The following is a 216-nucleotide window of genomic DNA, read 5'->3' as shown; positions in this document are numbered from 1 at the left end:
CATCACTCATAATGATGGGGTCACAGGTTCGAATCCCGTCGTAGCCACCATCTTTTTTGCGGGAGTGGCGAAATTGGTAGACGCACCAGATTTAGGTTCTGGCGCCGCAAGGTGTGCGAGTTCAAGTCTCGCCTCCCGCACCATTCCCGGGTAAGCGTTGCACGGATGGGGTATCGCCAAGCGGTAAGGCACCGGTTTTTGATACCGGCATTCCCT

Annotated in this window: 1 tRNA gene; it reads left to right on the top strand. The window is 55.6% G+C overall.

Features of this window, described 5'->3' with window-relative positions:
- Positions 1 to 58 precede the first annotated feature (58 nt).
- Positions 59 to 143, top strand: a tRNA-Leu gene (locus ADJ24_RS03735).
- Positions 144 to 216 lie beyond the last annotated feature (73 nt).

The organism is Enterobacter sp. 940_PEND (assembly GCF_001059415.1).
Lineage (GTDB): Bacteria > Pseudomonadota > Gammaproteobacteria > Enterobacterales > Enterobacteriaceae > Enterobacter > Enterobacter cloacae_M.
The sequence above is the reverse complement of the archived record's forward strand: the minus strand, read 5'-3'. Positions and strand labels throughout refer to the sequence as shown.